The following is a 1,375-nucleotide window of genomic DNA, read 5'->3' as shown; positions in this document are numbered from 1 at the left end:
CCGGGGGTGTCGAGGGTAGCGGGGTGGAAGTAGTGGTTGCGTCGGGGTCTTTGGCGTGGGTCAAGGTGTGGTGGCGGGATGAACCACGGGATGCCGGTACGGACCTGGATGGTCCAGTGTTCCTTGTGGATCACGTGGTGGTGGTGTGAACAGAGCAGTACACCGTTGTCCGTGCCGGTTGTTCCGCCGCGGGACCAGTAGGTGATGTGGTGGGCTTCGCACCAGAGCGCGGGGATGGTGCAGCCGGGGAACGCGCAGCCCTGGTCGCGGACGGTGAGGGCTTTGCGGATGTGGGGCGGGAAGACCCGGGTGGCCCGGCCGATATCCAGGACCTGGCCTGCGCTGCCGAGGAGGACCGGGATGATGTCCGCGTCGCAGGCGATCTTCCGGACGGTCGAGGCGGTGACGGGGCCGGTGAACAGCAGCGACCCGGTCTGTGCCGTGACCTGCCCGCGCTGGAAGGAATCTCCGGAACCGCCCTCGCGGGTGCCGCCCTGGCGGGTGCCGTCGTGAGTGTCGCTGGTTCCGCCGGGCGCGTTGAGGCGGGTGAGGAGGTCGCGGTAGTCGATGGTGACCATGACCTGCGGGCGCAGCCCTCCCGCGCCGGGCAGGGTGCCGGCGGCGAGGGCGAGTTTGCAGGCACCGACGAGGCCGTCGAGGAGTTTCTGCGGACGCGAGCGGAGGTCAAGGGGGACGTCCATAACGTCAGGTCCGGCGTTGTTGCCATGGTCGGCCCACGGGACTGCGGCTGCGTCCACCCCGGCGTCCGGGGCCTGGGTGCGGGGGTTGGTGGCGGTGTTCATGACGGTGAGGAGGTGTTCGAACTGTTCGGCGGTCGCGAAGATCTCCAGATGCTACAGTCCGTGCCGGGGTTTGCGGATGAACGCGCCCTGGAGCTGGCGCAGGAGCTCTTCGGAGGGCTCGGCGCCGTCCTGGTCGATCGCGTCGGTCCAGCTCCGGGCCACCCGGGCCAGGAAGTCCGGGTCGTTCTCCGCGGCGGTGCGGGTCAGGGCGTGCTCCATCCGGGCGGCGGTTTCGGCGTCGCAGACGTGCCGGACCCGGTCCAGGGCCAGGCTGATGATGGTCGCGGACCGGGACGCGACCGCGCCGGAGGCGACGGCGGCACCGAGTTCCCCGTGCACGGCAGGTAACGGTTCGCCGGTGAATCCCTGGCGTGGCAGCAGGCTCTCGGCGAGGGAGAGCCGGCGCCGGGCTTCGGGGGCGCTGATCCGCAGCCGCGCCCGCAGGAACTCCGTCGTGTTGCGGTAGCCGTCGTCCACCACAGCGGCACGTGAAGCCGCTGCGGAGCCGGCCGCAGCTGCCGTGCCGGCGTTTACGGGCACTGCGCCGGCAGCATCTGCCGACGTGGCGGGGG

General features: G+C 70.8%; 2 pseudogenes. Both read right to left on the bottom strand.

Annotation, left to right across the window (positions count from 1 at the left end):
- Window positions 1-206: pseudogene (locus K789_RS26770) on the bottom strand (hypothetical protein); the annotation flags it as partial.
- A 117-nt stretch (window positions 207-323) separates the two neighbouring features.
- Window positions 324-1,280, bottom strand: a pseudogene (locus K789_RS24420) (DUF222 domain-containing protein); the annotation flags it as partial.
- Between the last annotated feature and the right edge of the window lie 95 nt (window positions 1,281-1,375).

Origin of the sequence: Arthrobacter sp. TB 26 (assembly GCF_000427315.1) — a bacterium.
Taxonomy (GTDB): domain Bacteria; phylum Actinomycetota; class Actinomycetes; order Actinomycetales; family Micrococcaceae; genus Arthrobacter.
The sequence above is the reverse complement of the archived record's forward strand: the minus strand, read 5'-3'. Positions and strand labels throughout refer to the sequence as shown.